The following is a 24,740-nucleotide window of genomic DNA, read 5'->3' on the forward strand; positions in this document are numbered from 1 at the left end:
TCACCCTCCCGCATTGAGCCTGTGCAGCACGGTCTTCAGCAAACCTTCCGGATCGTCGAGGCGCAGCCCTCCCAGACGAAGGAAGACGGCGTTGAGCAGTTGGTCGGTGGCGAGTTCCCCGACCGCGCGCCGTGCTATGAAGGTCTCCACCAGATCGCCCGCGGCGGCCAGTGCGTCCTCGCCGAGATGATGACGGATGATCTCCATGAGCTGCGTGTCGTTGGGATCGGCCAGGTGCAGGGGCAGGCAACGACGCCGAAAGGCCGGCGGGAAGTCACGCTCGCCGTTGCTGGTGATCACCACGACGGGAAACTGCGTGCACGTGATGTAGCCCCGCTCCACGGTCGCGCGTCCACCGTGGTCCGCGGTAAAGACTTCGACGGTCGGCTGTGTTTCGGGCAGGCGGGACAATTCGGGGATCTCGAAGCTGCCGTCCTCGAACGCCGTGAGGAGATCATTGGGAAGGTCTACGTCTCCCTTGTCGAGTTCGTCGATGAGAAGGACACGGGGTTTGCCGGCCGGCACCAGCGCAGTGCCGAGCGGGCCAAGTCTCACGAAGTCGCCGATCGGCGGCGGCACCTGGCTGTCGGTACGGGGAAGATTGCTTTCCTGGAGGCGGCCGATGGCGTCGTAGCGGTACAGCGCGTCCTGGAGTGTGGAGCGGCTGTTCACCGACCAGCGAAGGACCTTGCCCAGATCCAGTTCGTCCGCGATGGCCTGGGCGAGTGAGGTCTTGCCGACGCCGGGATGGCCGGTGACCAGCAGCGGGCGGCGCAGGTGCAGAGCGGCGTTGACCACTTCGGTCTCGGGGCGCCCGATCACGTAGCCGGTCCGGCGATCCGGTGGGGTCTCGCTCTCCTCGTCAAGGGTGGCGGTTCGGGCGGCACCGAAGCGGCGCCAGGGTGGCGCCGCGGGAAAGGAAACGCCGGTACGGTGCTCGCCGGTGCCGCGGAAGATCTGCCATGGGGTTTCCTCGACCGGGGCGGAAAGGTCGCCGCCATCGGAGTCGGGTTCGGCCTGGCTGGTCATCGCATACTCGCTTCGTCGCTTGCGGACTGAGGGGGCACTGCCGAGGCAGGAGGCATGTGCCGTTCGGGGTCGTCCAGGAGGAGAGCCGGCCGTACCGGGTGCCCTACAGGGTCTTCACAGACTTTCGCCCAGTACCTGCGGACACGCTCGGGCAGCTCAGGAATCGTGCCTTCGGGGTCGAGCGGCCCAAAGTGGGTTTCGGAGACGGCCTCGGAGGCGTCGTGATCCCACAGGATGACGGGGTAGCCGAGATGCAGGGCCAGCTGGATCATCCGCGCGCCGTCGTCGCGGCCGGCGCGCACGACCACACGGGCGACGTCGTGATCCTCTTCCAGCCTGCCGTAGGCGCGCTGCCCCTGGGCATGTTCCTGATCAAGGTAGACCGCCTTGCCGTCCGCACGGCCGTTCCAGCGTCTTTCCAGCCTGGCGCGGCGGTCGTCTTCGCGCGCAGCGCTGGCCAGCGGGGCGCAGCGCAGGGCGATCCGGCGGCGCACGGCGAGAAGCAGAGGAACTACATGATGTGTGTCGGCACCGTTCCAGGTGTGCACGGGAACGGAGAGCATGTCCCCGGCCTCCAGCACGATTTCCACCACCGGTGCTTGCGCGTCGCTGACCGACAGCGATCTGATGGCGTGTTCGATCAGCCGGACGGCTTGGGCCGGGGCGAGCGGGATTCCGTTGTCGTCGTGCGAGTGCCGGGCGAGTTCCCCGGTCCCCGGGTCGGACCATACGACGCAGGTGAACATCTGTGTGGCAGGCTCGGGGTAGATCTGCACCACGACGCGCGGGCCGGTACGGGATTCCTTGAGCGATCGGGCCCATGAATGAGCCCTCGCGCGAAGTGCGTCGAGAGTCTCGGCATCCACTCCGAGCCGTTGTGCGACGTGCCGGCCCCACGCATCCAGTTGCCGGCACCATCCGGGATATTGCTCGAAGACTGCGGCAAGGTGCTGGGTGAAGCGGATGACGGCAGGGGTGGTGCGTGTTCTCCGATCGGTGTGGCTGTTTCCGCCCGGATGTCTTTCGAGGTTCTCCACATACGCCAGGAGCTGTGCTCCGCCCATCGTGCCGACGGTGTCCATCTGCACTCCGTTGCCGCCGGGCAGGATGTGCTGGGTGATCGCGGCCACCGTGGCTGGAGACATCTCGGGGGCCCTCGTCAGCAGTTCACGCAGGTCTGCGTACTCGCCCACGGACAACAGGCCCGGAGGAACATGGGCGAGAGCCAGACCACGGAACGGCTCTGCGGTCTTGGATTCGCCATCTGCCGACAGCATGGCGATGAAGGTGGCCATTGCGCGGGGGGTGCTCAGCAGCACCTCGGCAAATGTTTTGATGGAGTAGCCATCAGCGAGTCGAGCAGCCCCGCATGCCCGCGCCACCCGCGCAGCATGCACCTTGAGCTGTCCCCTCTCGGGGAACATGGATTCCAAGACTCCCATGACTTCCAGCCGGGCTGTGGGGTCGATGGGTGCCGCGTAGGTTTCCGTGTCGTCCTCGGTGCCGTCGAGTGTGAGGTAGCGGCAGGTGACCGGGGTCTGCACGGGTCCTCCGGCCGCACACCGCTGCGCGAAGTGCAGTCTGACGTCGTGGTGAAGTGCAGACAGGTCCGGGCGCAGATCAGTCGCGTTCTGTTCCAGCCACTGCAGCAGCATCGTGGAGAACGCGCCGCTTTCAGTCAATTCGTCCTGCTCGGCTGCCTGCCCGTCGCGGGAAGCGTGCAGCAGGAACTGCTGAGCCGTCTCACGGCGCGGTGGAGGGAACGGCACGACGACCGGAGCACTCTCCCCACCGTGCTCCTCCACGAACGTGGCACAGGCGTCGAAGAAAAGGACCTGCTGTCCAAATCCGGAAGAGGCCATCTGCGTGAGGGAGAGCCGCAGTTCCTCCACATTGAGACAGAGCTTGTCCTCGGCGGAGGCATCGGGGTGGAAGAGCAGTCGGCCGCCCTCTCCGAGAACGCCATGACCGCCCCAGTAGACGTACAGCAGACTGCCGACCGCCTGCTTGAGATCTTCGATGAAGACTCTTCTCACGTCATTGAGCGAGGCCACCAGGCGGTAGTCGAACCCTGCTCTGGCGGCAGCCGCCTCGAGGGATGCCCGGCTTTCCTCCATAGGTGACAAAAGAAGCCTGATGTTCTGCGGCGGCACCCCTCCACGGTGCAGCCACCGTGCGAAGCGCAGAGCGTCCTTGCCGGCCCCGGGCAGACTCCAATCGCGCGGGGCCCGCGGGTAGCGCTCCAACCCGACCACGACAGCGTGGATGTCGGTGGCCTCGACGCGGTTCAGCCCAGCCATGTGCGGACGGCGTCCCAGACCGTGCTGTTGGTCCAGTAGGCGCTGTGTGCGAAAGGGAAAGGCTGGCCGTTGCTGACTTCCATGTCACTGGCATGCAGCGGAAACACCTTCGCCGCACGGTAGGCCAGCAGATCCCACGGATCGTAGATGTTCAGCCAACGGCGCGGGAAGTGCTCTGGCAGGGTCTCGGGGTGTTCAACGGAGGCCAGAGCACCGCACTCGTAGAAGAACGGCGCCTGGGAACCGACCGTGATCAATTGATCGACCCGTCTGCCGAGGTCTTCCATGGCAAGCAGGTCCACACACGCCACACCCCCCAGACTGTGGGCCAGCACCGTGACCGACTCCCCGGGTGCGTGCTCGATCGTGCGCCTGATGAGCTGTCGTACCCCGTCCCCGCGAGCTTGATAGCGGAGGATGTCCCCGGTCATCGGCAGCACGCCGTCGCTGAGAGAACCACGCTGGTTCGCGGCTCGCCGCGTCAGGGCCCGCAAGGCGGGTTTGACGGCAGCTTGCCGAACCTTGCCGGGTAGTGCCCGGCTCTGTGCATGCAGGTCGGAACTGAGCATGGAGAGCAACGCATCACGGGCAACGCCGTCCACCGCATCAGCTCCGCGGTCGGCCGCCATCGACAGAGCAGCGGCCACGATCGCACGGGCCACTGCATGCCTGTGCTCGTAACCGCTTTCGTCGACTGTGGCCGCAGCGTCACGCAGCTCGGGTGACGCCTGCACTGCGCGCAACGCCTCAGCAAGATCATCGAGCAATCCGAATCCGCGGAAAACCGCCACGGCATCGGTGGAAGGGCGAAAAGCCTGAATCGCATCGAAGAACCTGCGGGAGGGCGGAGTTCCTCGTCCCATGCCCGACCTGGAGGCCGGCTTCAGACCAAGCAGCCGCAACTCGTAGCCGAAGTCTGCGTAGAGTACTCCCCATACAGCGATGTCCTCGTCATCGGCTTCAGTCTTGCCGCCCCCCGAGACCCTGTAACCGGGAACCGAAGCGCCGCCGCAGACGAACTTCGCGCCCTCCGCGGCCCCCCAGAAGCAGCCACGCACCTCGCGGTCGGGCTTGTCGAGTGCGGCCCGCACCACGTCGAGTGTCGCGTTGTACGACGTGGCACGCACCCCTGTGCCGTGCACGAAGACGATCGAACGCTCCATGGGCCCCCGTCCCCACGTGTGATGGTCACGCTCAGAAGAGCACCACACCACCGCCTGATCCGATGGTAGCCACTTCGCTCTCGAAATCAGCCAACTCCTGCAGACCCGTTCTCGTCCTACCGAATTCCGCACCATGCCGGGCTGACCGGACCCGATGCACGGCGCCTGCGGCGACCGCGCGATCACTGCCCCGCCACGCGTACGACCGCCGGGCGTCCCGATCCAGCGGAGCGCGTACGCCCCGGCCCGCACCGCGGGCCTCCTGGTGATCGCCGGAGCTACCGGGACATCGCATGGACAGGTGATGCCCGTGCCGGTGTGAAGAAGGCGTCGCCCGAGTAACGGTCCGACGGCCCCGGACGCATCGCTCGATCACGTCACCATCACGACGCGAGATGTCCGGAGGCCAGGCACCGCCGTGAATCACTCGGTGCGGCCGTTGACCCGCCGAAGTGGGCCGAGAAGAATTCATGAGCAGGCGAAAGCGGCCGGCGCCGGAAATGACGGACCACTGCAATCCCGGAGCGGGGCAGAATGATGAAGCCCTTCGTGCCTGAATTCAAATTCCGTCCGCAGCCGCAGCCCAGCCTGTGGCTCACCCGACACCGTCTTCTGCGGAGGCTGGATGCCGCCTCCGCACCGATCGTGGTCGTCTCGGGGCCGGCCGGGTCGGGCAAGTCGTCGCTGCTGGCGGAGTGGTCGCGGGACGCTCGGGCCCGGGGCGAGTGCGCATGGCTCAACCTCGACGCCCGGGACAATGAGCCGGAACGTCTCTGGGCGGGCGTCACACGGGTTCTCAGCGAGACGCGTCCCACCGTTCCCGGGCCGTCCGCCCTCCCTGCCGGAGTCGCGGCCGCAACCGCATCCGCAGCGGCGGACCCGGGGCCCGGCGCCCCGGTGCGCGGCCTTCCGTGGGACGTCACCGACGGGATCTCGACCCTGATCCTCGACGGCCTCGAACTCCTCACGGACGAGGAGACACTGCGGACCGTGGCCGACTTCGTCACCTGGCTTCCCCCGGGACTCCGAGTCGTCATCGCGACCCGGCGGGTGGCCGGCGGTCCGATACCGGCCCTGCGCGCCCGGGGCAGCGTCGCCGAATTGGGACCCGACGATCTGCGTTTCACGCCGGAAGAGGCGGAGCGACTTCTCGGAGGTGGGGGAGCGGGCGTCGATTCGCCGGTGCCGCCCGGGCGGCTCGCGGACCTCTACGCCGTCACCGAGGGGTGGGCGGCGGGTCTGGGCCTGGCGGCGCACATGATGGCCCGGCCAGGAGCGGTTCCGGGGGGAACGGAAGCATTCACCCGGGTGGAAGGAGCCATCTCGGACTATCTCCGGGCCGAGGTCCTCGACCGCCTGACCCCACGGCAGCGGGAATTCCTCGCGGACGTCAGCGTGCTCGACGAACTGGCTCCCGGACCGTGCTGGGCAGTGACCGGCGAGGCCGGGGCCGGCGCCCTGCTGCGGCAACTCGCCCAGGCGGTTCAGTTCCTGGTGCCCCTCGGGCCCGGACGGGAGAGCCATCGGCTGCACCCCGCTCTGCGCTCCGTCCTCGCCGAGACCGTGGACGCCGAACGGCCGAGTGGACCGCTGCACCTGCACCAGGCCGCCGCACGCTGGTTCGAACAGCAGGGGCAGACATCGCGCGCGGTCCGGCACGCGGTTCTCGGCGCGGATCCCACGACCGCGACCTCGGCGGTTCTGCGGGCATGGGAGGGCGCGGTGGCCGCCGGGCGCCACGCGGACGTGGGGCCCTGGCTGGAGCAACTGCCCAAGGAGCTGATCGCGGCGGACCCCAGGCTGTGCGTCGTCGGCGCCATGACCGCGCTCGCCGCGGGAGACGTGGAGTCGGCCTGCCGGTGGCTCGATCTGGCCGACGCGCGCCGTCCCGGGACCGTCACCTTCGGTGCGGCCTCCGCAGGGATGGACACGACGGCCATCGTGCGGTCGGCGGTGTCGTGCTCGCGAGGGGAGATCCTCACGGCCGCCCGGCTGACCGAGTCCGCCGCCACCCAGTTGCGGGGGCCGGGTCCTGTGACGAGCTGGCGGGCGCTGGGATGCGTCACCCGTGGTCTTGCCCTGATGTGGCACGGAGACTACGAGCAGTCGCAGAGCTGGCTCGGCGAAGCGGCTCGCAGCGCACGGGCCTCGGGTCATGCGCTGGTGCTGGTGCGGGCACTGGGGGCCCAGGCCGCCTGCGCCGGACTCTCCGGACGGCCGGCACACGCCAGGACCCTCGGCGCACAGGCCCTCGAAGCGGCGGAGGCAACAGGTCTGAGCGGCCACTTCGTGACCGCACTGGCGCATGTCGGCAGCGGGGGCGCGTCATTCCGCGCCCACGCCCTGGACGAGGCGGACCGATCGCTGACCCATGCCGAACGGGCCCTCGCCGGCACCGCGCGGCCGGGCGGCGAACCGCACGCCCGCGCCCTGTGCCACCTGCTTCGATCACGACTGGAGGACCGGCGCGGGGACCGCGACGCGGCACGGGCGGCGATGCGCAGCGCCGTGCTCACCGCCACGGGGTGCGAGTCCCCGGGGGTGCTCGGCACGCTGCTGTCCGCGCCGTCGGACGCCCCGAAGGCCGTGGTCACGGCATCGAAGGTGTCCGGGGACCAGGAGCCGCAGGAACTGTCGGCCGCCGAACGCCGCATTCTGCGGGCGTTGTGCGGTCCGCTGACCCTGCGCGAGATCGCCGCGGAGCTGTACCTCTCCCACAACACCGTGAAGACCCAGGTCAGGGCGGTCTTCCGCAAGCTGGACGCGCACAGCCGTCCCGGTGCCGTGGCACGGGCCCGTGAACGAGGGATCATTTAGCGCCGCAGCGTGGGGCGGGGCCCGGAGACCACCGCGTATCACCCGGGTGATTGCCCGGCCGGGGCGCGCCGGTCACCCCGTCGGCGTCCACCATCGGGTCGTTCCCTTCCCGACGACCGGAACGACCCCGACGACCTCGAGGAGCCTGACGTGCTGCGAACCGGCAAGGACTACCTGGCAGCCCTCAACGACGGCCGCAAGGTGTGGGTGGGCGACGAGCTCATCGACAACGTGGCCACCCATCCCAAGACGCGGGCGTACGCACAGCGCATCGCGGAGTTCTACGACCTGCACCACCGCCCCGACCTGGCGGACGTCATGACGTTCGTGGACGACGAGGGCCGGCGCCGGTCGATGATGTGGTTCCAGCACCGCTCCAAGGACGACCTGCGGCGCAAGCGCCGTTACATCGAGACGGTGCTGCGGGAGCTCGGGGGCGGATCCACGCCCCGTACCCCGGATGTCAACAACTACGTGCTGATCACCTACGTCGACGACCCCGAGCCCTGGAGCAGCCAGTCCGTCGGCACGGACGGCCGGGACCTGACCGAGGGGATCATCGACTTCTGGAACCTCGTCCGGGACGGAGACCTGAACACCACGCCGGCGTTCGTCGACCCGCAGACGGACCGGTCCCGGGAATCGGCCCAGGCCGAGTCTCCGGCTCTTCGTGTCGTCGCCACCTCGGAGGAGGGCATCACGGTGCGGGGCGTGAAGGCCATCAGCACCGGAGCGGCCTTCGGCGACTGGATCCACATCGGAGTGTTCTTCCGGCCGGGCATCCAGTCGGAGCAGGTGATCTTCGGCGCCGTCCCCACGAACGCCCCGGGCGTGACCGTCATCTGCCGTGAGAGCAATGTCCGGGACGGCGAGGAGCAGGAGCACCCCCTCGCTTCGCAGGGAGACGAACTCGACGCCGTCCTGCTGTTCGAGGACGTGTTCATTCCCTGGAACCGTGTGTTCCACATCGGCAACCCGAAGCACGCCTCGCTGTACCCGCAGCGTGTCTTCGACTGGCTGCACTACCAGGCGCTGGTCCGGCAGATGGTGCGGGCCGAGCTGATGCTGGGGCTGGCCCTGCTGATCACGGAGCACATCGGCACCTATCAGCTGCCGCCGGTCCAGACCCGGCTGGCGAAGTTCGCCGAGTTCCACCAGACCCTGAAGGCCCATGTCGTCGCCTCCGAGGAGGAGGGCTTCACGACTCCGGGCGGCCTCTACAAGCCGAACGTCCTGATGTTCGACTTCGGCCGCGCCTTCTACCTGGAGAACGTCGGCACCATGGTGAACGAGATCATCGACCTGGCGGGCCGGGCGTCGCTGATCTTCCCCACGGAGGGACAGTGGCAGCGCCCCGAACTCGGGCCGTGGCTGCGGGCGCTGCAGACGGGCCCGGTCGGGCGGCCGCACGACCGGATGAAGATCAGCCGGGTGATCCGGGACCTGTTCCTCTCCGACTGGGGCAACCGGATCGCCGTGTTCGAGAACTTCAACGGCACTCCGCTGCTGGCCATTCGGACTCTCACCATGAAGCGGGCCGAGCTGTCCCCGAACGGGCCGATCGCCGACCTGGCCCGCCAGGTGTGCGGGATCGAGCTGCCCCGGGAGGACACGCAGGACACCGAGTACATGGCGCAGGCGGACTACGCACGCCGACAGGACGCGTCCTGACCGTAGCAGCGCGCCCGGGGCCGGGACCGACACCGTCGGTCCCGGCCCCGGGCCGTATGGTCCTGCCGGGCACCGCCCGGTCGCCGAGGTCGCCCCAGGCTCCTCCGGGTCGACGCGCGCGACGGGGGAGTGCTGCGTCGTGCCGGGGTGAGCACCGGACCGGCCGCACCGATTCACCCGGGTGATCGGCGGGTCAGGCCTTCGGCGGGTCCCCGGCCTCGCGCTCCACGAGCAGCCGGGTCAGTTCGACCCTGGTGTTGATGCCCAGCTTCGTGAAGATGTGGCGCAGATGGGTGTTGACGGTGTGGACCGACAGATACAGGCGTTCGGCGATGGCCCTGTTGGTGAGTCCCTCCGCGACCAGCGGCGCGACCCTCAGTTCCGACTCCGACAAGCTGTCCCACCCGGACGTGGCCGCCGGGCGGTGCGGTCCGGGAGCGGCCCGCACACCGAGGTCGCCCAGCCGCCGCCGTACCCGGTCGTGGTCGCGGGAAGCCCCGCATCGCCGCAGCAGGACCTGTGCCTCCCGCAGCTCCTGGACGGCCTCGTCGACGGCGCCCTCGCCGGCGAGGGCCTGGCCCAGGTCCTCGTGGGCGGCCGCGAGGGCCGGGACCCGGGGTCCCTGCCGGTAGTCCCGGACGGCGGCCCGGAGCAGCTCGGGGCTGCCCTCGACGAGGCCCTGGACATGAGCGTGGACGGCCCGGGTGACGACGTGTGTGCCTCCCTCGGCGGCGATGCGTCGCGACACCTCGAGGATCGCCTCCGCCGCCTCCCGCTCGCCGCCCCGCAGCGCGATGCGCGCCAGCCGGGGCCAGTGGCCGGGCGGTACGGACGGCAGCCACGCCGGACCCGTGCCGAATCCACGGGTGAGCGCGGCCGCCTCCCGGGAGCGGTTCTCCGCGTCGAGCAGAGCGGCCTTGGCCAAGGCCAGCCAGGGACCGTGCGGGGGGTTCGCGATGCCGGCCGTCGCCTCGGCGGTCCGCAGCTGCGTCCGGGCCTGGGACAGGTCTCCGCGGCGCACGGCGACATCGGCGAGCACCGCCCGCGCCAGCGGGACCGCGCGGGTGATCTCCAGTTCGTCGGCGACCGCCAGGCACGCCTCCGCCTCGACGGCCGCGTCGTCCAGGGCACCGCGTTCGAGCAGCACGAAGGCGCGGTGGACGTACCAGTGCGGAAAGGACCAGCCGAGCCCCATCGCCTCGGCCTGGCGTCGGCCTTCGCGCAGGGTCCGTTCGGCCTCGTCCAGGCGGTCCGTGGCGGTCAGGACCGTGGCGAGCCACAGCGCCGGTACCCGCGGCGGGCGCAACCGTATGGTGTGTGGTTCGGCGTCCGACCGCTGCCGGGCCTGCTCGGCGAGATCCACGGACTCGGACAGCCGGCCGCGGTAGAACGAGATCTGGGACTGGAAGACCATCGCGCTGACGACCACCGCGGTGTCCCGGCTCCTGCGGGCGCCCTCGACGAGCATGCCGCCGATCGCCTCGGCCGAGACCAACTCGCCCGTCGACACCAGTCCCGTGCCCTGCGTCTTGAGCAGCTGGGTGCGCAGGTCCTCGCGCAGGCCGGGCAGCGCGAGCGCGAGGCGGGTGTGCGCCATGGCCGTCGCGTCGTCTCCCGTCGCCTGGTGGATCTCGGCCGCGACCAGATGCAGGGCGGCCTGCTGTGCGGCGGCCAGGTCCTCGGAGAGCGTGCTGTTCACCAGGTGGAGGGCTTCGAGGATCCGGTGGGTCCCGGTGAGCTGGTACGCCGCCTCGGTCAGTAGCTCGATCCTGCGCGGGTCGCTCGGCGGCAGCCGGTCCGCGGCGTCGAGCGCGAGGTCGGCGGCGGCCTCGGGCACCGTCGCGGCGATGTCGCGCACCGCCCGCAGCAGTGTCCGCATCGCCTCCCGGTCCAGTGGCCCCCCGCCCAGCACGACGTGCCGGATCACCTCGGCCGACGGCGCGCCCGCGGTGCCCAGAAGCTCTCCGGCCTCCCGGTGCAGAGCCGATCTCATGGGCCGGGGCAGCTCCTCGTACACGGCGCGGCGCACCAGCTCGTGCCGGAAGGCCACACGGTCGCCGTCCTCCGCCAGCAGTTCGGCGCTCAGCACGGCGCCGACCGCGGGCAGGAGCGTCGCGACCCGGCGGTCGAGCATCCGGGCGGCCGTCGTGAGGTCGAAGCTCCTGCCCAGCACCGAACCGATCTGCAGCAGCCGCATCGCGTCCTCGGGCAGTTCCCCGAGTCGCCGGTGGACGGTGCGCCGGAAATCGGCGGGGACGGGTGGGCCGCCGGTGAGCGGAGCCTGGCCTCCGCTCCGCTCCAGCGCTCCCAGGAGCTCGACGACGAGGAAGGGGTTGCCGTGCACGTCCCGCAGGAGCGGAGCGAGCCCGGACTCCGGGGCACGTCCGAGAAGGTCTGCGGCGATCTGCGTGATCGCCTCCGTGCCGAGGGGCCGCAGGACGAGCCGCGTGGCCCCGTTCTCCTCCCAGTGGTCGCGTGCCCGGCGCGCCAGGGACCGTTCGCTGGCGGTCTGCATGCCGAAGATCCACAGAATCCGTGAGCCGGCCAGCCGCTTCGGCAGCGCGCGCAGCGCGGCCAGGGTGGTGGGGTCCGCCCACTGCACGTCGTCGACCACGACCGAGACCGGGGCCCGCCGGACCAGGCGCTCGAGGATCTCCGCGATGCGGTCGAGGACCCAGAACGGCTCCTCGGGGACCGCCTGTTCCAAGCCGTCGCGGTCGGCCTCGCCGGTCTCCCGCAGCGCGGCCAGCAGCGAGGACTGCGAGGCGTACTGGTCGAGTTCGTCGGCCTGGACACGGACGACCTCGAAGCCCTCCGCGCGACCGATCCGCACCGCTTCCCGCAGCAGCCTCGTCCTGCCAACACCCGGGGCGCCTTCGACGAGCAGGCACCGGCCACCGCCGTCGCGCACGGCGGTGTGGGCCTGACGCAGGACCGCGAGCTCGCGGTCCCGGCCGCGGAGGGGGGAGGCCGTCATCACCCTCGGCCCGTGCTGTCGGGAGACCGGTCGGTGATCCTTTCGTTCCGCATGGGTCCAGCATGCCGGATCCACCGCGCCGGGCGCTGCACACCGTCCCGGCTTCACCCGGGTGACAACGCCTCGCCGGCACCCGCCCGAGCGAGGGTGCGGGCCGTTCCGGAGGCGTGCGGCGAGCGCACCGCCGTCCCCCGCGAATCACCAGTTCATGCGATGTGACCGGGAGCCGCCTTGCCCACACTGGCGATGTCGGGCGATGTGCGTCGGTCCCGTAGGACATCGAGCCCGCCCTCTTCCGTTCCCGAATCCCTTCAGAGGTGCCCATGTCTCTCGTACTCGACTCCGCGGCCCAAGACCTTCTGTTCCGTGACGCACGCACGGCCAACGCGTTCACGGACGAGCCGGTGACGGACGAACAGGTGCGTGCCATCCACGACCTCGTGAAGTTCGGCCCGACCTCCATGAACCAGCAGCCGCTGCGTGTCGTCCTCGTCCGGTCGGACGAGGCCCGCGGACGCCTTCTGGAGCACATGGCCGAGGGCAACCGGGCCAAGACCGCTTCGGCACCGCTCGTGGCCATCCTCGCGGCGGACTACGAGTTCCACCAGGAACTGCCGAGTCAGTTCCCGCACTTCCCGCAGGCCAAGGACGTCTTCTTCGCCGAGCGGCCGGCGCGGGAGGAGTCCGCGCGGCTCAACGCCGCCCTCCAGGTGGGGTACTTCATCGTGGGGGTCCGCGCCGCCGGACTCGCGGCCGGACCCATGACGGGCTTCGACGCCGAGGGGATCGACAAGGAGTTCTTCCCCGACGGTGAACACGGGGTCCTCGCCGTGGTGAACATCGGCAAGCCCGGCGAGAACGCGTGGCAGGCGCGCCTGCCCCGACTCGCGTACGACGAGGTCTTCACCACCGTCTGATCCTCGGCCGGTGCGGCCACGCACCAGCCGCGCCCAGGACAACACGGCATGCGGCCGCCGCCTCGAGGGAGGCGGCGGCCGCATGCCGTGTCAGGACGCGTGCTGAGCGTCCTCGGGCCGTGCGGGGGCCTCGGCGCCATGACGTTCGGCGTACCAGAACTGTGCGGCGACGCCCAGGAGGTAGGCGGTCGTGCTCACCGCACCGACCGCCGTCCACAGGAGCCATTGCGAGAGGCAGGAGGCGAGCAGCCGGCACAGCAGCATCCCGGCGCCCGCCGACGGCAGGTGCAAGGCCGCCCAGAGCGGAGTCGGTCCCGCGGCCCGCGGGCCGATCGGCCGGCGCAGGCCGCCGGCGGCGCACGCGCCCACGGCCACGAAGGACAGCGTCGCCCCGATCAGGAGTGCCACCGCGTCCACGGCCCGCGGCTCACCGCGGACCGCCGATGTCACCGCGGTGGCGGTCCACAGGGTCAGCGTGTAGCCGTAGGGGGTCGCGCTGCCGGAGACGACCGCCTGGAGCTGCCGTCGGTACCCGGGTACCGGCATGTCGAGCACCTCTCTTTCGCCGCGCCGGACGCGGAGCGCTGGGAAACGCCTCGCGGGCGGGTGGACGGACGGTGCCGTCCGTCCACCCGCCCGCGAAGCCCACGGTGGTGTGCGGCTTTCGCCCACCGGTCAGCGGCCGCCCACGGACGCGGTGTCCCGGGGCGCACGCCGCATGCTGCGGAACCCGCCCGCGAAGTACAGGAGCGGACGCGCCTGTTCCCGGTGCTCGAAGTGCTGGGCGTCGCCCACGAAGATGGTGTGGTCGCCACCGGGCAGCGCCGCCGCGACGTCGCACACGACGTAGGCGATGGCCTCTCGGAGAACCGGTACGCCGTGTTCCGAGTGGAAGTCCACTTCGGCGAACTTGTCGGGTTTGGAGACGGCGAAGTTCATCGCCAGGTCCTCGCTGCCCTCGCCGAGGACGTTCACCGCGAACCGTCCGGCGCCGGTGATGGCCTCACACGTGTACAGGTGACTGGCGATGCAGACGATGAGCTGGAGCGGGTCCATCGACAGGGACGCGACGGCGCTCGCCGTCATGCCGATCGGGTCGTTCCCGTTGTGCGTCGTGATCACGCTCACGCCGGTGGCGAGCCGGCCCATGGTGGCTCGGAACGCGGCGGTCGGATCGAGGGGTGCGGGCATGGGTGCCTCCGTGGAAGGCTCGGCTGGCTGCCGAGGAACGGTGAAAGAGCGTGTGGACGTCCGTCGGCTGACGGAGAGCGTCGGTCGCGAGCGTGTTCGGGGGCCGGGACCGGCCGGCTCGGTGTCCGGGCCGGCCCGGTGCGCCTTCGCGAGCACGTGGCCGTGTGTTCCTGGAGCGTGCTGTGCCGGCGGGCCCAGGACGCGGATGCGGTGTCCCGCCCTGGGCGCCGGGCGGTCAGCGACGGGGCAGCGGATCCAGGACGAAGGTGTGCCGCATGGCGGTGTACGCCTCGTCCGTCGACTGCTGGTGCGGGCCGGTCCCCGCGGCGTAGGTGGTGAATTCGGCGACGAGCGACTGCTTGACGCCGAAGACGGGATCCTGGTCGAGGTAGTGGTCGTCCGAGGGGAACAGCATGGTCGTCACCCGTTGGTATCCGGCCGCCTCGATGACCAGGTGGATGTGGGCGGGGCGCATCAGCGGGCGTCCGGTCGCCTTCATCAGCTCGCCCACGGTGCCGTCTCCGGGAATCGGATAGCTGGCGGGCCGGACGGAGCGGAAGGCGAAACGTCCCTCCGCGTCCGTCCGGAACAGGCCGCGCATGGCGGGCTGGGTCAGCCCGGGAACGTCCACGTCGTAGTGGCCCGATCCGTCGCTGTGCCAGACGTCCACGGCGGCTCCGGCCACCGGTTCGCCCCGCTCGTCCAGCACCAGGCCGTCGAAGAAGAGGGGAGCCCCGGCGAGTCCGCCGGAGATGTCGTCCCCCGACTCGCTCGAGGGCCGGTCCTCCCGGAAGAAGGGACCCTGCACGCTGTTCTCCGTGGCCGTGCCGTCCCGGCGGTGGTTGATCGCGTCGACGAGCATGGTGATGCCGAGAACGTCGGACAGGAGGATGAACTCCTGGCGCTGCGGTGAGCACAGCTGCCCCGTCCGGGTCAGGAAGTCCACACCCTGGGCCCACTCCTCCTCGGTCAGCCCGACCTCACGGACGAAGTCGTGCGCATGACGAACGAGTGAGCCGAGAATCCGTGCCACCCGCGGGTCCGCGGTCGCGGCCATGGCCGCGATCACTTCGCCGGTGATGTTCGTGCTGTCCAGGTCTCGCATGCATCTCTCCCTTGCTGTGGTTCGCCACCGCGGACCACGGGCCGCGGCAGGCGGGCGTTCTTCGAGGTCATTGGGTCGGTGCGGTCCCGCGCCAGGCGCGGGTGAGGATCCCGGTGGCGGCGAGCCGGTCCACCGGGCGGGGGTTCCAGTAGCCCTTCTCCAGCACGAGGTCGACCGCCGCCTTAAGGCCCGACTCGGGCATGCCGAGTTCGCGCAGCGACCGGGGGACCCCGAGCCGCCCGGCGAACTCCCACAGGCCGGTCGCCGGGTCGGCGGCGGACAGCGCCGCGCCGATCCGGGCCATCGCCCGCGGCGCGGCCGGCGCGTTGAACGCCACGACATGCGGCAGTACGACCGCGTGGGTCTCGGCGTGCGGCAGTGCGAACGTGCCCCCGAGGACGTGACAGATCTTGTGGTGCAGAGCCATGCCGACCGTGCCCAGACAGGCCCCGGCCAGCCAGGCTCCGTACAGTGCCCCGGCGCGGGCCTCGACGTCGTCCGGTCGCTCCACGACACCGGGGAGGTGGGCCGCCAGCGCCGTCAGCGCTTCTCCGGCCATGAGGAAGGCGAGCGGATCACCGTCTTCGGAGTAGAGGGCCTCCACGGCATGGGCGAGCGCGTTGAGTCCGCTGGCCGCCGCCATGTGCGGCGGGAGTGTGACGGTGAGGTCCACGTCGTAGACCACGGTCTTCAGCCGCACTTCGGGCAGGCGACGGGTCGTCTTGCGTTCGCCCTCGGTCTCGCCCAGGATCGGCGACATCTCAGAGCCCGCGTACGTGGTCGGAAGCGCGATGTGGGGGAGCCCGGTGCGTAGCGACACCGCCTTGCCCAGCCCGATCGCCGACCCGCCGCCCACGCTGACCAGGCAGTCGGCCCGCAGGGCCGTCACGGCACGGACGGCCGCCCGGGTGACGTCCGACGGTGTGTGCATGGCCGCTTCGGCGAAGACGCCGGCGGCCATGTCGCCGAGTGTCTCCCGCACCGCGGCCGCCTGGGCGGCCTGACCGGGTGTGGAGAGCACCACCGCCCGCTCACACCCCAGGGCGGCGACCTCCTTCCCGATGCGCAGCCGTGTGCCGCTGCCGAAGACCACCCGGGTGATCTGCCCCTGGTGCACGAACCCGTCCATTGCCCTGCTCCTCAGCTCGCTCCGCCACATCCCGCCCGTCACCTCCCGCACACGGCGGTGGTGACGGGTGCAGCCGCCGACGCACCTCGTCGGCGGCAGGCGCGACCGGCACACCTGGCCGGCCCGCCGAGGAGCCGACCGGGAGGTGCACGGGGGCCTTCCCGGTGCCATCGGACGGACGCGAACGCCGCGGCACCCACGAGGGTGTGGTGGACGCGGCCCCGTCACCCGCGGGCGACGGGACCGCCGACCGCGCTGCGAGCACGGCCGGCGGCTTCGCCGCCGCGGTGTACGTGCCGCGGACTCCGCCGTCCGTGACGTCCGGGACTTCGTAGGTGCGCCGGCCGTCCGCCGACACCGTCAGTTTCGATGTGACGGCGCAGGGCGCACATCGCATGAACTGGTGATTGGCGCCTTGAACCGGGTGCGGGGTGCGGCCTCGTCGCGATGGCGCACGAGGGCATGGCCGCGGACCGGTCTTCGCGGTGAGGGAGGTGCGACGGCGGGCGAGGAGCAGCCGCTCGCCTCTGCGTGAGCGCTCCACGGGCAGGACGCATCGCGCGCACAGCGGCGGAATGCGCCCCCGGCTTCATGGAGTTCGTGCTGCTCGGTCGGGATCCGGACGATCCGCGAGCGGCACGCCGGCGCCGCGTGGTCCGCTCGATCGGGGGCGGGCAAGCCGGTGAGGAGCGGTGGAGGTGACTCTCGTCCGCTCGTCGAGGTCCGCGAGCTATCGGGGAACTCGGTCAGGGGTTCTGCGAGATCGCCGGCCGCCGCCGGCGACACGAACATGCCCGGGGTGGCCCCACCCGCCGGCGGAGGCCACCCCGGGACTTGCTCACTTCTGCCGTGCGAGCCAGTCGGCGAACGTGGTCTCGGCGATGTGCGCGCCCGGCCCCGGCAGGAGCGTGGCCTCCTGCAACTCGGCACCCCAGTAGCGCGCCTGCGCGTCCGTGACGACCTTGCGGGGATCGTTCCCGGCGGTGAGTCCGGTGCGGATGAAGTCGCCGAGCTGGAACGCCTCGGGTCCCGCGACCTCCACGACGCCGTTGACCGGGGCGCCGACCGAGGCGCGGGCGACGGCCGCGGCCACGTCCTCGGAGGCGATGGGCTGGATCCCGGCGGCGGGCACGCGCACGGTGCCGTCCTCGGTCATCCCGTCGGCGAGTCCGTTCACGAACTCGAAGAACTGGGTGGCGTGGACGATGGAGTAGGGGATCCCCGACGCCTTGATCAGCTCTTCCTGGAGCTGCTTGGCGCGGAAGTACCCGCTCTCCTGGAGGCGCTCGGTGCCGACCACCGACAGCGCCACGTGGTGGGTCACGGCGGCTTCGGACTCCGCCTTGAGGACGTTGGAGGTGGAGGCGCGGAAGAACGCCATGACCGCCTCGTCCTCGAACGAAGGGGAGTTGGAGACGTCGACCACGACCGACGCGCCCCGAAGGACGTCGGCCAGACCCTCGCCCGTCAGCGTGTTCACGCCGGTGCTGGGTGCGGCGGCGACCGCCTCGTGTCCGTGCTCGCCGAGTCCGGCGACCACCTTGGAACCGATGAGCCCGGTTCCACCGATCACTACGACCTTCATGACGGAGTTCCTCCCGGTGTTGCCCGATGTCTGTCCTAGGAGTGACAGGGCACCGGCTCCACCTGTGACACGCGGTCGGAGATTCCGCCGCCGCCCTCGGTGGCCTATTCGGCGAGTTTGCCCTCGGTCGAAACCTCCTGCATCAAGGAGGAGATCGCGTCCGGGATCGCGGGGATGCTCTCCCGGGTGATGCCCGTCGTCGGGGACCACACGAGATTGACCCCCAGCGTGGGATCCAGGTCCGGATAGTCGCTGCGGTTGTGACAGCCGCGGGTCTCGCGGCGCTCCAGCGCCGCTTCGAGGGTGGCCCGGGCCGCCAGGGCGGAGGACTTGAGGTCGAAGGCGTGCGCGAGGTCCTGGTAGCCGGCGATGTCCGGGTGGACGCCGATGTCCTCCATCCTCTTCTCGATCTCCGCGAGCTCCGCCAGCCCGGTGCGCAGACCCTGCTCGTCGCGTACGACTCCCGCGTGCTCGGTCATGGTGTTGCGGATGGCGCGCTGCAGGGCGCGGACGTTCTCCCGTCCGTCAGCCCTGAGGAGTTCGTCGATCTCCGCGCGGGCCTGTGCCACGGCCGACGCCGACCGCGGCTGCGCGGTCAGGGACTCCGAATAGGCAGCGGCCGCCTGCCCGGTGATGCGGCCGAAGACCAGCAACTCGATGAGGCTGTTCCCGCCGAGGCGGTTGGCGCCGTGCAGTCCGCTGGAGGCCTCACCGATGGCGTACAGGCCACGCACGTCGGTGCTGTGGTCCTCGGGCCGCACCCACACCCCGCCCATCGAGTAGTGCGCGGTGGGCGCGATCTCGACCGGTTCCCGCGTGATGTCCAGCATCTGGAGGTCGAGAAGCGTCTGATAGACACGGGGAAGCCGGGTCATGATCGTCTGCCGTGGCAGGTGGGAGACGTCGAGCCAGACGCCTCCCTTGGGCGTGCCGCGCCCCTCCTTGATCTCCGTGTAGGACGCAAGGGCCACCCGGTCGCGGGTGGACAGCTCCATACGGTCGGGGTCGTAGCGGGTCATGAACCGCTCCCCGAGCGCGTTGCGCAGGATCCCGCCCTCACCGCGGGCGGCCTCGCTGACCAGGGTGCCGGCCGCGCTCTCCGGCTCGAGGATGCCCGACGGGTGGAACTGGACCAGCTCCGGGTCGCGCAGTCGGGCTCCCGCCTCCACCGCGAGGCGGAAGGAATCGCCGGTGTTCTCGTCGCGCCGCGAGGACGTGCGTCGCCAGATCCGGGTGTGGCCGCCCGCGGCGAGAATGACGGCGTCGGCGTGGATCAGGTACCGCGTTCCGTGCGTGAGGTCGAAGCCGTAGGCACCGAAGACGGCGCCGTCGTGCACCAGGAGGCGGGTGATGTAGACGCCGTCGAGCACGGGGACGCCGAGCTGTTCCGTACGGCGGACGAGCGTGCGCTGGATCTCCAGACCGGTGTAGTCGCCGGCGAAGGCGGTCCGCCGGAACGTGTGCGCGCCGAAGAAGCGCTGGGATATCCGGCCGTCGTCCTCCCGGGCGAAGTCCATGCCGAAGCGCTCCAGATCGTCGATGCCCTGGGCGGCGCCCTGGGTGACGATCTGGACGGTCCGTGGGTCGGCCAGCAGATAGCTCTCCTTGAGCGTGTCCGCCGCGTGCTGCTGCCAGGTGTCCTCGGGATCCATGGTGGCGAGCGCCGCGTTGATCCCTCCGGCCGCGAGTGCCGTGTGGGCGTCGTCCTTGGGGCGCTTGCCGACCGCGAGGACGTCGACTCCGGCCTCGGCCAGTTCGATCGCTGCTCGCAGCCCGGCACCTCCGGTGCCGATCACGAGCACCATGGTGGAAAGACGTTGTTCGACGAGAGCCACGGTCCACTCCAATGGTCGGGGGGGTGTCAGTCAGTACGACCGGGACCTCCCGGGATCTGTGACACCCCCCGGTCGGGGCGGCCGGACCGTCGCACAGGCCGTTCGTCAGGCGGGCAGGCGTCGCGGGACAGACCCGGGCGGCCGGGCGCGGCGAATCACACGTTCATGCGATGCGCTCCGGTGCCGCCCCCGTACACCCTGGTCACGTGGCCGAAACGATGTACCGCAAGTCCCCCGGGCCGAGTGACCTGGAGGCGGCTGTCCCCGTCTTCGTGCAGAACCGGGCTCGTCTGTTCGGTATCGCCTATCGCGTGCTGGGCAGCGCCGTCGAGGCCGAGGACGTGGTCCAGGAGGTGTGGCTGCGCTGGCAGAAGACCGACCGCTGCGCGGTGGTGTGTCCCGAAGCCTTCCTGTCGAGCATCACGACCCGCCTGGCCATCAACGTCGCGCAATCCGCGCGCGTGCGCCGGGAGACCTACGTCGGTCCCTGGTTGCCCGAGCCCGTCGACACGAGCGCGGATCCGGCGATGGGCGCGGAGCGCGCCGAGTCCGTGGAACTGGCCCTGCTGCTGGTGCTGGAGAAGCTGAGCCCGACCGAGCGTGCCGCGTACGTACTGCGCCAGGCGTTCGACTACGCCTATCCCGAGATCGCCGAGATCCTTCAGCTCAGCGTCGCCAACGTGCGGAAGATCGTGAGCCGCGCCGGCAGGCGTCTGTCGGCCGAGCATCGGGAGAGCGTGGACACGGCGGAACACCGACGCCTCCTGGACGCCTTCGTCTCAGCGGCCCGAACGGGGGACATGGCCGCACTGGAAGCGCTGCTCACCTCCGATGCCGTCAGCCTGTCCGACGGCAACGGCATCCGCGGCGCCGCTCGTGTACCCGTGCTGGGCCGCGCTCGCGTGGCGAACCTGGCGACCGCCACGCGGCGGTTCTGGAGCGGCGCGGACCTCAGGTCCGTCGAGGCCAACGGCCGTGCCGGAGTCCTGATCCACCGAGACGGCGAGCCCATCACGTTCCTGACGACAGCCGCTTCCCGGAAGGGCATCCACACGGTCATGTGGGTATGGAACCCGAGCAAGCTCGCAGCCTTCCTGGGATCCCACCCGTGCAGCGCGACGGCTCCCGTGGTCCCGTCGCGACCGGCCGCCGCGCATTGGCTTTCAAAGACGTACGGCGACGGCCTCACATGGTGACACCGAAGGCGTGACCACGGCCTTCGACAGCGCGCCGGTGATGCGGAACGCACTGGCCCGCTCACCGCCCGGGCGGCGCGGCCGAGGAGCTCCTGGAGCGTGCGGGTTCGAAGCCGCCGAACGGGCGGATCGCCATCGGCACCATGAGGCTGCTCAGTCGCTCAGCAGACGCCGCACCAAGGGCAGCAGCTCCTGCGGGTCCGCCGCCGCCAATTCCTCGAACGCACCGGCGCCGCGTCCCAACACCACCCCGATGAACGCGGCCGTCGCCACCTCGGCCCGCAGCTGCGGCCGGTCCAGCCCCTGCTCCGCGAAGGCCTCCTTCAAGGGAGCGACCATACGGAGCTGGAGTTCCTCGCGTGTCGCGCGCTCGACGGCCGTGTCGTGGGGACGCTGGACCGCGGCCTGGAAAATAGGGCCCGGACCCCGCTGCCCGACGCGTTCGAGTACTTCCCGCACCCGCTCGGTACGGAGCAGGTCCAACGGCATGTCGTCGCCCACCTCGGCCCGCAAGACGGCGATGAAGAGCTGACTCTTGCCGCCGAAGTAACGGGCGATCAGGGCCTGGTCGAGCCCCGCGCGTTCACCGATGTCCCGCACGGTCGTGCGTTCGAACCCGCGCTCGGCGAGCAACTCGCCCGCGGCCTTGATCAATAGTTCTCTGCTGCGCGCCGCGTCCCTCCGGCGTGCGGGCTTCTCGGCGCCCATCGACGTGACGTCCCTCCTTCTGCCGTCTGCCCGACCCTGCGCAGCCGACTCTGCCACGGCTCGGTCGCCTCCGGCGCGCCGGACGTCGCACTCCTCGCATGCGGTCGCTCACCAGGCGCCCAGGTGAGGCCGCACGGACGTGAGCCGTGTCACGGGGACGGCAGTACCTACGTCCCCGCCTAGTAGTGGCGAGCCGCTCGGCTGCCCCGGATTCGGGGCGCGATCGCCGGGCCTCCGGGCGTGTCACTACTAGCCGGCTTCGTGGCGACCGCTCACCGGCGCGGCACGTCATTCCCCTACAGTCGCGTATGTCAGCGATTGCTGACTTAGCGGGCCGGAGGGGGGCCCGCCAACCTCCCTCGGGAGCCTCACCAGGAGATGTGGCCGTGCAGCAAGACGCCTATACACCCGACACGCCCGACACGGGCCCGGACAAGGGCCGGCACCGGGCGGGTGCACGCACCGACGCGGCGCCCGTGCGGCGCGGCCTGACCGGGCCCAAGGCGGTGCTGGCCCCGGTCGTCACCGTGCTCACCATCGGACTGGTGTTCGTCGCTGTCTTTCTTGCCGCCTTCCACACGCCCAAGGCCCACCGACTGCCGGTCGCGGTGGCCGCCCCGGACCGCGCGGCGGCGCTCTTCGACGTGCGGTTGCAGCGGGTGGCGCCCGACGCGTTCCAGGTCGAGCGGTACCGGGACGAGAACGCCGCCAGATCGGCGGTCGAGCACCGCAAGGCGTACGCGGCCTACCTCGACACCTCCGGCCCGCCCCGACTCCTGTACGCCGGTGCGAACGGTCTGGCCGTCAAGGCGATGATCGCGCCGCTCGGCCATGCCGCGAACCCCGGGGGAAGCAAGGTGCGGGTGCAGGACATCCTCCCGCTGTCCAGGGGGGACAGCCGCGGCATGTCCGTCTTCTACGCCTCTTTCGGGCTCGTCCTGGCGGGATTCCTGTTCGGCCAGATGACGTACCAACTGGCGCCCCGGCTGTCCTTCGCGCAACGCGTCCTCAGCCTCACGATCTTCGCGGTCGTGGGAGGACTGGCCACCGCACTCATCGCGCGGACCGTCTTCGACGCGATCCCGGCGTCCTTCGTCGCCCTGGCCGGCGTCATCGCCCTGATGGCGGGCGCCGTCGCGGCCGGAACCGTCCTGCTCATCCGCATCTTCGGGCCGCTCGGCGTCCCACTGGGCTCGATCTTCATGCTGGTGATGGGCAACGCCACGAGCGGCGGGGTCCTGCCCCCGTCCTTCCTCCCCGGGTGGCTGCAACCCCTGGCCTCGGTGATGCCCGCCGGTGTCGGAGTGCGGGCCATCAACGGGCTGGCCTACTTCCACAACGACGGCGTCGGGGACGGCGTGACGATCCTCTCCGTCTGGGTGGCGTTCTGCATCGGGGCCATCTTCAGCCTCGACCAGATCGCCGCGTCGACGGCCATCGTCCACGTCGCCCATCGAGGCAAGCCCACCCGTGTGGGCGTCTGACGCCTCCGCGGCCCGCATCCACGCCGGCCGGTTCCGGGCACCTCGTGGGGGTGCGCCGTCCCGCCCTCTACGGCGGTCCCGCTCCTCCGCGTCTCACGGCCGAGCGGGTTCGTGTTACCGGCGTCACACGGTTCGGGTGTCACACATGCCGGGCTGTCCGGTCAGTAGTGCGTAACGGCAATTCTGCTAGGAAGGGTGAAGAGCCATGGATCCGCGTCTCAACTACTACGGCAATTCCGTCGGCGGCAAGGTGCTGAAGCACCTGGTCTCGGCCAGCAAGGTGCTGGCGGGTTCGACGCTGCCGGCCACCGTTCAGCACCTGGTGGAGATCCGCGCCAGCCAGATCAACGGCTGCGGCTTCTGCACCGACATGCACACCAAGGAGGCCATTCACGCCGGGGAGACCTCGGTGCGGCTCAACCTGGTCGCCGCCTGGCGAGAGGCCACGGTCTTCACGGAGGCCGAGCGTGCGGCACTGGAGCTGACCGAGCAGGGTACCCGTGTCGCGGACTCGGCCGGCGGGGTCGCCGACGAGGCCTGGGAGGCCGCCGCGAAGCACTTCGACGAGGACCAGCTCGCCGCCCTGACCTCCCTCATCGCCATCATCAACGCCTACAACCGCATCAACATCGTCACCCGGCAGCCGGCCGGCGGCTACAAGGTCGGCATGTTCGGCTGAGTCGGGGCACTTGACCCGGCCGGACCTGCCCGGTCCGCCTCCCCGCCGTCCCGACCTCCGGCGGAGAGGCGGCCTCCGGGCACCGCCCGGCGCACGGGGGCGGGACGAGTATGCACGGATCCCAGGAGGTGCAGCACCATGCAGGAAATGAATTCGGACGGCGGCTTCGGTCCCAAGATGCTGGCGGACATCAAGCCTCCCTTCATCCCCGAGGGCGCCTCGGCGATGATCACCCTCGTCGAGTGGCCTCCCGGCGACCCCGGAATGCCCCCTCATCGCCACTCGGGACCGGCCTTCGGCTACGTGCTCGAGGGCGCCATCCGCTTCGAACTCGAAGGTGAGCCGGAGCGAGTGATCAAGGCCGGTGACATCCTGTGGGAGCCCGGCGGTGACAAGATCCACTACCAGAACGGCAACGCCCTGTCGGACGCGCCGTCCAAGTTCGTCGTGGTCATGATGTGCGCGCCGGGCCAGCCGATGTACACGGTGGTCGACGAGCAGGAGCTGGAGCAGCGGGCCCACCTGCGTGCTCCGCGGCCCACCGACTGACCTCCGGGCGTGGACGGACCCGCGGCGTCCGGACGGATCAGTGGCCCGCTCGCGTGGGAGGTCCGCACGGGGAGCGAGGGCGTACGCGAGACATGAGAGGGCGACGGTCGGGGGGAGCGCGACCGGCAGGAACGCAATGTTGCTGCCGGTCGCGGCCGTTCTGGACGCGTGCGATCGTTCCGTCGTCCGGCAGCGCGAAGTACCCAATGCTTAGCGGCAGTTGACGTGCATTCAACCGCACGGCTCAAACGGGTTCCGCCTGCGATGTCATGACGCCCCGTCACCACGACAAGGCCCCGCGCGTTCACTTCTTGAAGCTCGTCGGGGGGATTGACGCCACTCCAGGATGCGAGGTTAATTCCTTGGTGCCGTTCATGGGAGCGCTCCCAGAACTGCCGTGAACGG

At 70.5% G+C, this 24,740-nt stretch carries 18 protein-coding genes; 7 read left to right on the forward strand and 11 right to left on the reverse strand.

Going from position 1 to position 24,740, the window contains the following annotated elements; genetic code table 11:
- From ACWDUZ_RS15425 to ACWDUZ_RS15435, 3 genes are read right to left on the reverse strand one after another with little or no spacing between them, the layout of a single operon-like run.
- The gene (locus tag ACWDUZ_RS15425) at nucleotides 1-1,029 is read right to left on the reverse strand and encodes an AAA family ATPase (protein WP_451632309.1); all 1,029 of its coding nucleotides are present in this window, start codon (nucleotides 1,027-1,029) and stop codon (nucleotides 1-3) included.
- Nucleotides 1,026-3,329: a VMAP-C domain-containing protein gene (locus tag ACWDUZ_RS15430; protein WP_451632310.1), complete on the reverse strand. Its 2,304-nt coding sequence runs from the start codon at nucleotides 3,327-3,329 to the stop codon at nucleotides 1,026-1,028. The genes ACWDUZ_RS15425 and ACWDUZ_RS15430 overlap by 4 nt, the downstream gene beginning before the upstream one ends.
- Nucleotides 3,317-4,492, reverse strand: coding sequence for a hypothetical protein (locus ACWDUZ_RS15435; protein ID WP_451632311.1), 1,176 nt, complete (start codon nucleotides 4,490-4,492; stop codon nucleotides 3,317-3,319). Before ACWDUZ_RS15435 ends, ACWDUZ_RS15430 begins: the two co-directional genes overlap by 13 nt.
- A 549-nt stretch (nucleotides 4,493-5,041) precedes the next feature.
- Here ACWDUZ_RS15435 and ACWDUZ_RS15440 point away from each other — a divergent pair.
- The gene (locus tag ACWDUZ_RS15440) at nucleotides 5,042-7,309 is read left to right on the forward strand and encodes a LuxR C-terminal-related transcriptional regulator (RefSeq protein WP_451632312.1); all 2,268 of its coding nucleotides are present in this window, start codon (nucleotides 5,042-5,044) and stop codon (nucleotides 7,307-7,309) included.
- Between the two features lie 150 nt (nucleotides 7,310-7,459).
- Nucleotides 7,460-8,980 (forward strand): 4-hydroxyphenylacetate 3-hydroxylase family protein, encoded by a 1,521-nt coding sequence (locus ACWDUZ_RS15445; RefSeq protein ID WP_451632313.1) that lies wholly within the window; start codon nucleotides 7,460-7,462, stop codon nucleotides 8,978-8,980.
- A 193-nt stretch (nucleotides 8,981-9,173) separates the two neighbouring features.
- Here ACWDUZ_RS15445 and ACWDUZ_RS15450 read toward each other — a convergent pair whose 3' ends face one another.
- Nucleotides 9,174-11,957, reverse strand: coding sequence for an AAA family ATPase (locus ACWDUZ_RS15450; protein WP_451632314.1), 2,784 nt, complete (start codon nucleotides 11,955-11,957; stop codon nucleotides 9,174-9,176).
- 323 nt (nucleotides 11,958-12,280) lie between these two features.
- Between ACWDUZ_RS15450 and ACWDUZ_RS15455 the strand changes: the two genes are divergently transcribed.
- Nucleotides 12,281-12,874, forward strand: a complete 594-nt coding sequence (locus ACWDUZ_RS15455; protein WP_451632315.1) for a malonic semialdehyde reductase — start codon at nucleotides 12,281-12,283, stop codon at nucleotides 12,872-12,874.
- Nucleotides 12,875-12,964: 90 nt separating this feature from the next.
- Here ACWDUZ_RS15455 and ACWDUZ_RS15460 read toward each other — a convergent pair whose 3' ends face one another.
- The 6 genes from ACWDUZ_RS15460 to ACWDUZ_RS15485 form a co-directional block, all read right to left on the reverse strand.
- Nucleotides 12,965-13,420, reverse strand: a complete 456-nt coding sequence (locus tag ACWDUZ_RS15460) for a hypothetical protein (protein ID WP_451632316.1) — start codon at nucleotides 13,418-13,420, stop codon at nucleotides 12,965-12,967.
- A gap of 129 nt (nucleotides 13,421-13,549) precedes the next feature.
- The gene (locus tag ACWDUZ_RS15465) at nucleotides 13,550-14,065 is read right to left on the reverse strand and encodes a flavin reductase family protein (protein WP_451632317.1); all 516 of its coding nucleotides are present in this window, start codon (nucleotides 14,063-14,065) and stop codon (nucleotides 13,550-13,552) included.
- Nucleotides 14,066-14,300: 235 nt separating this feature from the next.
- Nucleotides 14,301-15,170 carry a dioxygenase family protein gene (locus ACWDUZ_RS15470; RefSeq protein WP_451632318.1) on the reverse strand — a complete coding sequence of 290 codons (870 nt, stop codon included), beginning with the start codon at nucleotides 15,168-15,170 and terminating at the stop codon, nucleotides 14,301-14,303.
- Between the two features lie 67 nt (nucleotides 15,171-15,237).
- Nucleotides 15,238-16,299, reverse strand: a complete 1,062-nt coding sequence (locus ACWDUZ_RS15475; RefSeq protein WP_451632319.1) for a maleylacetate reductase — start codon at nucleotides 16,297-16,299, stop codon at nucleotides 15,238-15,240.
- 838 nt (nucleotides 16,300-17,137) lie between these two features.
- Nucleotides 17,138-17,884 carry an SDR family oxidoreductase gene (locus ACWDUZ_RS15480; RefSeq protein ID WP_451632320.1) on the reverse strand — a complete coding sequence of 249 codons (747 nt, stop codon included), beginning with the start codon at nucleotides 17,882-17,884 and terminating at the stop codon, nucleotides 17,138-17,140.
- Between the two features lie 104 nt (nucleotides 17,885-17,988).
- The gene (locus ACWDUZ_RS15485; RefSeq protein WP_451632421.1) at nucleotides 17,989-19,689 is read right to left on the reverse strand and encodes an FAD-dependent oxidoreductase; all 1,701 of its coding nucleotides are present in this window, start codon (nucleotides 19,687-19,689) and stop codon (nucleotides 17,989-17,991) included.
- Between the two features lie 248 nt (nucleotides 19,690-19,937).
- Here ACWDUZ_RS15485 and ACWDUZ_RS15490 point away from each other — a divergent pair, with 248 nt between their 5' ends.
- Entirely contained in the window at nucleotides 19,938-20,915 is a 978-nt protein-coding gene (locus ACWDUZ_RS15490) for an RNA polymerase sigma-70 factor (RefSeq protein WP_451632422.1), read from the forward strand.
- 153 nt (nucleotides 20,916-21,068) lie between these two features.
- On the opposite strand, the gene ACWDUZ_RS15495 is transcribed toward ACWDUZ_RS15490, so the two are convergent.
- On the reverse strand, nucleotides 21,069-21,623 hold the full coding sequence (locus ACWDUZ_RS15495) for a TetR family transcriptional regulator (RefSeq protein ID WP_451632321.1): 555 nt from the start codon (nucleotides 21,621-21,623) through the stop codon (nucleotides 21,069-21,071).
- 380 nt (nucleotides 21,624-22,003) lie between these two features.
- On the opposite strand from ACWDUZ_RS15495, the gene ACWDUZ_RS15500 reads away from it, so the two are divergent.
- The 3 genes from ACWDUZ_RS15500 to ACWDUZ_RS15510 all read left to right on the forward strand — a co-directional run bounded on the left by ACWDUZ_RS15500 (nucleotide 22,004) and on the right by ACWDUZ_RS15510 (nucleotide 24,335).
- Complete coding sequence (locus ACWDUZ_RS15500) at nucleotides 22,004-23,107, forward strand: ABC transporter permease (protein WP_451632322.1); 1,104 nt, start codon at nucleotides 22,004-22,006, stop codon at nucleotides 23,105-23,107.
- A 205-nt stretch (nucleotides 23,108-23,312) separates the two neighbouring features.
- Nucleotides 23,313-23,786, forward strand: coding sequence for a carboxymuconolactone decarboxylase family protein (locus ACWDUZ_RS15505; protein WP_451632323.1), 474 nt, complete (start codon nucleotides 23,313-23,315; stop codon nucleotides 23,784-23,786).
- A gap of 147 nt (nucleotides 23,787-23,933) precedes the next feature.
- The gene (locus ACWDUZ_RS15510; protein ID WP_451632423.1) at nucleotides 23,934-24,335 is read left to right on the forward strand and encodes a cupin domain-containing protein; all 402 of its coding nucleotides are present in this window, start codon (nucleotides 23,934-23,936) and stop codon (nucleotides 24,333-24,335) included.
- Nucleotides 24,336-24,740: the final 405 nt, after the last annotated feature.

It is taken from the genome of Streptomyces sp. NPDC003393 (assembly GCF_053589015.1).

What these genes read in the sequence shown, in the direction of transcription:
- ACWDUZ_RS15425 (WP_451632309.1), bottom strand. Translation starts at nt 1,029, where the DNA reads ATGACCAGCCAGGCCGAACCCGACTCCGATGGCGGCGACCTTTCCGCC.
- ACWDUZ_RS15430 (WP_451632310.1), bottom strand. Translation starts at nt 3,329, where the DNA reads ATGGCTGGGCTGAACCGCGTCGAGGCCACCGACATCCACGCTGTCGTG.
- ACWDUZ_RS15435 (WP_451632311.1), bottom strand. Translation starts at nt 4,492, where the DNA reads ATGGAGCGTTCGATCGTCTTCGTGCACGGCACAGGGGTGCGTGCCACG.
- ACWDUZ_RS15450 (WP_451632314.1), bottom strand. Translation starts at nt 11,957, where the DNA reads ATGACGGCCTCCCCCCTCCGCGGCCGGGACCGCGAGCTCGCGGTCCTG.
- ACWDUZ_RS15455 (WP_451632315.1), top strand. Translation starts at nt 12,281, where the DNA reads ATGTCTCTCGTACTCGACTCCGCGGCCCAAGACCTTCTGTTCCGTGAC.
- ACWDUZ_RS15460 (WP_451632316.1), bottom strand. Translation starts at nt 13,420, where the DNA reads ATGCCGGTACCCGGGTACCGACGGCAGCTCCAGGCGGTCGTCTCCGGC.
- ACWDUZ_RS15465 (WP_451632317.1), bottom strand. Translation starts at nt 14,065, where the DNA reads ATGCCCGCACCCCTCGATCCGACCGCCGCGTTCCGAGCCACCATGGGC.
- ACWDUZ_RS15470 (WP_451632318.1), bottom strand. Translation starts at nt 15,170, where the DNA reads ATGCGAGACCTGGACAGCACGAACATCACCGGCGAAGTGATCGCGGCC.
- ACWDUZ_RS15475 (WP_451632319.1), bottom strand. Translation starts at nt 16,299, where the DNA reads ATGGACGGGTTCGTGCACCAGGGGCAGATCACCCGGGTGGTCTTCGGC.
- ACWDUZ_RS15480 (WP_451632320.1), bottom strand. Translation starts at nt 17,884, where the DNA reads ATGAAGGTCGTAGTGATCGGTGGAACCGGGCTCATCGGTTCCAAGGTG.
- ACWDUZ_RS15485 (WP_451632421.1), bottom strand. Translation starts at nt 19,689, where the DNA reads ATGGTGCTCGTGATCGGCACCGGAGGTGCCGGGCTGCGAGCAGCGATC.
- ACWDUZ_RS15490 (WP_451632422.1), top strand. Translation starts at nt 19,938, where the DNA reads ATGTACCGCAAGTCCCCCGGGCCGAGTGACCTGGAGGCGGCTGTCCCC.
- ACWDUZ_RS15495 (WP_451632321.1), bottom strand. Translation starts at nt 21,623, where the DNA reads ATGGGCGCCGAGAAGCCCGCACGCCGGAGGGACGCGGCGCGCAGCAGA.
- ACWDUZ_RS15505 (WP_451632323.1), top strand. Translation starts at nt 23,313, where the DNA reads ATGGATCCGCGTCTCAACTACTACGGCAATTCCGTCGGCGGCAAGGTG.
- ACWDUZ_RS15510 (WP_451632423.1), top strand. Translation starts at nt 23,934, where the DNA reads ATGAATTCGGACGGCGGCTTCGGTCCCAAGATGCTGGCGGACATCAAG.